General features: G+C 53.7%; 3 rRNA genes. All 3 read left to right on the forward strand.

Annotation, left to right across the window (positions count from 1 at the left end):
- The first annotated feature begins 288 nt into the window (after positions 1 to 288).
- The 3 genes from HB677_RS18040 to rrf all read left to right on the forward strand — a co-directional run bounded on the left by HB677_RS18040 (position 289) and on the right by rrf (position 5,737).
- A 16S ribosomal RNA gene (locus HB677_RS18040) occupies positions 289 to 1,805 on the forward strand.
- A 494-nt stretch (positions 1,806 to 2,299) separates the two neighbouring features.
- A 23S ribosomal RNA gene (locus tag HB677_RS18045) occupies positions 2,300 to 5,423 on the forward strand.
- A 197-nt stretch (positions 5,424 to 5,620) separates the two neighbouring features.
- A 5S ribosomal RNA gene (gene rrf / locus HB677_RS18050) occupies positions 5,621 to 5,737 on the forward strand.
- The 16S, 23S and 5S rRNA genes sit together here, the layout of an rRNA operon.
- Positions 5,738 to 5,787 lie beyond the last annotated feature (50 nt).

The raw sequence follows: 5,787 nt of genomic DNA on the forward strand, positions 1-5,787 counted from the left end.
GTTGTGGTAGGTTAGTGAAGTTGCCCTGAGGAACACCGTGAGGTGGGATCAGGTGCGTCCGATCCTTGAGAACTCAACAGCGTGCACAATGTCAAATGCCAAAACCCGGCCGTTTTGATCCGTTTCTAGCGGTGATTGATGGTTCGGATTCCTTTGGAATAGATATAAACAAACAAGCAAGTCAGTAATGATTTGTTCTTGTCAGTTTCAAACTTGCAGCCTTGTCACCCTATTCCGGGTGCGGGTTGCACTAGATGTGCCCATCACTTGTGGTGAGGCTATTAAACATTTACGGAGAGTTTGATCCTGGCTCAGGATGAACGCTGGCGGCGTGCTTAACACATGCAAGTCGAACGATGAAGAGAGCTTGCTCTTGGATTAGTGGCGAACGGGTGAGTAACACGTGAGTAACCTGCCCTTGACTCTGGGATAAGCACTGGAAACGGTGTCTAATACCGGATACGAACTTCCGCCGCATGGTGAGGAGTTGGAAAGAATTTTGGTCAAGGATGGACTCGCGGCCTATCAGCTAGTTGGTGAGGTAATGGCTCACCAAGGCGACGACGGGTAGCCGGCCTGAGAGGGTGACCGGCCACACTGGGACTGAGACACGGCCCAGACTCCTACGGGAGGCAGCAGTGGGGAATATTGCACAATGGGCGAAAGCCTGATGCAGCAACGCCGCGTGAGGGACGACGGCCTTCGGGTTGTAAACCTCTTTTAGTAGGGAAGAAGCGAAAGTGACGGTACCTGCAGAAAAAGCACCGGCTAACTACGTGCCAGCAGCCGCGGTAATACGTAGGGTGCAAGCGTTATCCGGAATTATTGGGCGTAAAGAGCTCGTAGGCGGTTTGTCGCGTCTGCTGTGAAAACTGGAGGCTCAACCTCCAGCCTGCAGTGGGTACGGGCAGACTAGAGTGCGGTAGGGGAGATTGGAATTCCTGGTGTAGCGGTGGAATGCGCAGATATCAGGAGGAACACCAATGGCGAAGGCAGATCTCTGGGCCGTAACTGACGCTGAGGAGCGAAAGCATGGGGAGCGAACAGGATTAGATACCCTGGTAGTCCATGCCGTAAACGTTGGGAACTAGATGTAGGGGCCATTCCACGGTTTCTGTGTCGCAGCTAACGCATTAAGTTCCCCGCCTGGGGAGTACGGCCGCAAGGCTAAAACTCAAAGGAATTGACGGGGGCCCGCACAAGCGGCGGAGCATGCGGATTAATTCGATGCAACGCGAAGAACCTTACCAAGGCTTGACATATACCGGAAAAGTTCAGAAATGTTCTCCCCGCAAGGTCGGTATACAGGTGGTGCATGGTTGTCGTCAGCTCGTGTCGTGAGATGTTGGGTTAAGTCCCGCAACGAGCGCAACCCTCGTTCTATGTTGCCAGCACGTAATGGTGGGAACTCATAGGAGACTGCCGGGGTCAACTCGGAGGAAGGTGGGGATGACGTCAAATCATCATGCCCCTTATGTCTTGGGCTTCACGCATGCTACAATGGCCGATACAAAGGGCTGCAATACCGTAAGGTGGAGCGAATCCCAAAAAGTCGGTCTCAGTTCGGATTGAGGTCTGCAACTCGACCTCATGAAGTCGGAGTCGCTAGTAATCGCAGATCAGCAACGCTGCGGTGAATACGTTCCCGGGCCTTGTACACACCGCCCGTCAAGTCATGAAAGTCGGTAACACCCGAAGCCAGTGGCCTAACCGTAAGGAAGGAGCTGTCGAAGGTGGGATCGGTGATTAGGACTAAGTCGTAACAAGGTAGCCGTACCGGAAGGTGCGGCTGGATCACCTCCTTTCTAAGGAGCATTCGAAGACAGCGTCTGTATACAGCGCTTATACGCTTCGTAGCTATTTCGGGAACATCTGTTTTCCGGTAGCGCTCATGGGTGGAACATTGACATTGGCCAGGACGTCACGTTCTGACTTAGTACAGCTTGCTTTGCAGGTTCGGAAGGGTCGTTTGTGGGGGAGTGGTCTTGTGCACGCTGTTGGGTCCTGAGGGACCGGGCCTACACCGTTTGGTGTGGATCGGACCTCTGGGCCGTTTGACTTGGAAGAGTCACGGTTTTCGGACCCTGGTGTTGCCTGCTTTGGTGGGTGATGGGGGGTACCGCCCGTATTTTGAGAACTACACAGTGGACGCGAGCATCTTAGACACCACCGGCAGTATGTATGTACTGCGTGGTGGTGTCACATACAACTAGTAATAGTTGCAATAGATCAATTTCAAAGAGACCTCATAGTTTTTGGACTATGGGTGTAGCGAGAGATCGATTTGTTACTCATGTGAAATCAAGTTTCTAAGAGCAGACGGTGGATGCCTTGGCATCTGGAGCCGAAGAAGGACGTATAAATCTGCGATAAGCCTCGGGGAGCTGATAATAGAGCTGTGATCCGAGGATTTCCGAATGGGGAAACCCCGCCAGGCGTTGTAAGACGACCTGGTGACTCCCGCCTGAATATATAGGGCGGGTAGAGGGAACGTGGGGAAGTGAAACATCTCAGTACCCACAGGAAGAGAAAACAACCGTGATTCCGTTAGTAGTGGCGAGCGAAACCGGAAGAGGCCAAACCGATCATGTGTGATAGCCGGCAGGCGTTGCATGGTCGGGGTAGTGGGACCTTTCAGCTGTTACTGCCGTACAGCAAGGATTACAAAGTGATATAGGCGAATGGGATTGAAAGCCCAGCCATAGACGGTGCGAGCCCGGTAGCCGAAATGTTGCGATGGTTCGAGAGGTATCCCAAGTATCACGGGGCCCGAGAAATCCCGTGTGAATCAGCCAGGACCACCTGGTAAGCCTAAATACTCCCAGATGACCGATAGCGGACAAGTACCGTGAGGGAAAGGTGAAAAGTACCCCGGGAGGGGAGTGAAATAGTACCTGAAACCGTCTGCTTACAAACCGTTGGAGCCTCCTTTGTAGGGGTGACAGCGTGCCTTTTGAAGAATGAGCCTGCGAGTTAGTGATCAGTGGCGAGCTTAACCCGTGAGGGGAATGCGTAGCGAAAGCGAGTCTTAATAGGGCGATTGAGTCGCTGGTCCTAGACCCGAAGCGAAGTGATCTATCCATGGCCAGGTTGAAGCGACGGTAAGACGTCGTGGAGGACCGAACCCACTTCAGTTGAAAATGGAGGGGATGAGCTGTGGATAGGGGTGAAAGGCCAATCAAACTTCGTGATAGCTGGTTCTCTCCGAAATGCATTTAGGTGCAGCGTTGCGTGTTTCTTGCCGGAGGTAGAGCTACTGGATAGCTGATGGGCCCTAAAAGGTTACTGACGTTAGCCAAACTCCGAATGCCGGTAAGTGAGAGCGCAGCAGTGAGACGGTGGGGGATAAGCTTCATCGTCGAGAGGGAAACAACCCAGACTACCAACTAAGGCCCCCAAGCGTGTGCTAAGTGGGAAAGGATGTGGAGTTGCACAGACAACCAGGAGGTTGGCTTAGAAGCAGCCACCCTTGAAAGAGTGCGTAATAGCTCACTGGTCAAGTGATTCCGCGCCGACAATGTAACGGGGCTCAAGCACACCGCCGAAGTTGTAGATTTCGTATAGTAGCCCGGCTCGATTTATCGGGTCCAGGCGTACGGAGTGGTAGGAGAGCGTCGTGTGGCCAGTGAAGCGGCGGTGTAAACCAGCCGTGGAGGCCACACGAGTGAGAATGCAGGCATGAGTAGCGAAAGACGGGTGAGAAACCCGTCCTCCGAAAGACCAAGGGTTCCAGGGCCAGGCTAATCCGCCCTGGGTAAGTCGGGACCTAAGGCGAGGCCGACAGGCGTAGTCGATGGACAACGGGTTGATATTCCCGTACTGACGAAGAACCGCCCAAGCTAATCCAGTAATGCTAAGTGTCTGAATCCCTGTGATGGATCCCTTCGGGGTGAAGCGTTGGGCCTAGCACACGACCCTATGCTGGTGCGGTTAGCGTATTAACAGGTGTGACGCAGGAAGGTAGCTGAGCCGGGCGATGGTTGTCCCGGTCTAAGGATGTAGGGCGAACGATAGGCAAATCCGTCGTTCATATAGCCTGAGACCCGATGGGTAGTCCTCACGGACGAAATCAGTGATCCTATGCTGCCAAGAAAAGCATCGACGCGAGGTTCCAGTCACCCGTACCCCAAACCGACTCAGGTGGTCAGGTAGAGAATACTAAGGAGATCGAGAGAATCGTGGTTAAGGAACTCGGCAAAATGCCCCCGTAACTTCGGGAGAAGGGGGGCCTGAGGCGTGAAGGGATTTACTCCTGGAGCGTTCGAAGGCCGCAGAGACCAGTGGGAAGCGACTGTTTACTAAAAACACAGGTCCGTGCCAAGTCGCAAGACGATGTATACGGACTGACGCCTGCCCGGTGCTGGAAGGTTAAGAGGAACGGTTAGCTGTTATGGCGAAGCTGAGAATTTAAGCCCCAGTAAACGGCGGTGGTAACTATAACCATCCTAAGGTAGCGAAATTCCTTGTCGGGTAAGTTCCGACCTGCACGAATGGCGTAACGACTTCCCAGCTGTCTCAACCGCGAACTCGGCGAAATTGCACTACGAGTAAAGATGCTCGTTACGCGCAGAAGGACGGAAAGACCCCGTGACCTTTACTACAGCTTGGTATTGGTGTTCGGAGTGGCTTGTGTAGGATAGGTGGGAGACTGTGAAGCTTGGACGCTAGTTCAGGTGGAGTCATTGTTGAAATACCACTCTGGTCACTTTGGATATCTAACTACGAACCGTGATCCGGTTCTGGGACAGTGCCTGGTGGGTAGTTTAACTGGGGCGGTTGCCTCCCAAAAAGTAACGGAGGCGCCCAAAGGTTCCCTCAACCTGGTTGGCAATCAGGTGTCGAGTGTAAGTGCACAAGGGAGCTTGACTGCGAGAGTGACAACTCGAGCAGGGACGAAAGTCGGGACTAGTGATCCGGCAGTGGCTTGTGGAAGCGCTGTCGCTCAACGGATAAAAGGTACCTCGGGGATAACAGGCTGATCTTGCCCAAGAGTCCATATCGACGGCATGGTTTGGCACCTCGATGTCGGCTCGTCGCATCCTGGGGCTGGAGTAGGTCCCAAGGGTTGGGCTGTTCGCCCATTAAAGCGGTACGCGAGCTGGGTTTAGAACGTCGTGAGACAGTTCGGTCCCTATCCTCTGCGCGCGCAGGAAATTTGAGAAGAGCTATCCCTAGTACGAGAGGACCGGGATGGACGAACCTCTGGTGTGTCAGTTGTTCCGCCAGGAGCACCGCTGATTAGCTACGTTCGGAACGGATAACCGCTGAAAGCATCTAAGCGGGAAGCCGGCTTCAAGATGAGATTTCCATACCTTCGGGTGAGAGGCTCCCAGCTAGACTACTGGGTTGATAGGCAGGATGTGGAAGTGCGGACTAAAGACGCATGGAGCTGACCTGTACTAATAAGCCGATAACTTGATAACACACCACCCCACCACCCCATGCGGGTGAGGGTGAATGAGAGACTGCACGCGTCCACTTTGTGGTTCCCGATTTACGGTCGGAAACCACCCCACACACACGGGACACCCACCAGAAATGGCAGGGATCTGCGCGGTGGTGGGGATAACTGAATAGAAGTTATGCACGAAACTACTAGACGATCGTAGATCCATAGTGTTTCGGCGGCCATAGCGAGAGGGAAACGCCCGGTCACATTCCGAACCCGGAAGCTAAGACTCTCAGCGCCGATGGTACTGCAGGGGGGACCCTGTGGGAGAGTAGGACACCGCCGGACTTCCTTTACAGGTGGCCACCCAACATGTTGGGTGGCCACCCGTGTTTAAC

Origin of the sequence: Glaciihabitans sp. dw_435 (assembly GCF_018449675.1) — a bacterium.
Taxonomy (GTDB): Bacteria; Actinomycetota; Actinomycetes; order Actinomycetales; family Microbacteriaceae; genus Glaciihabitans.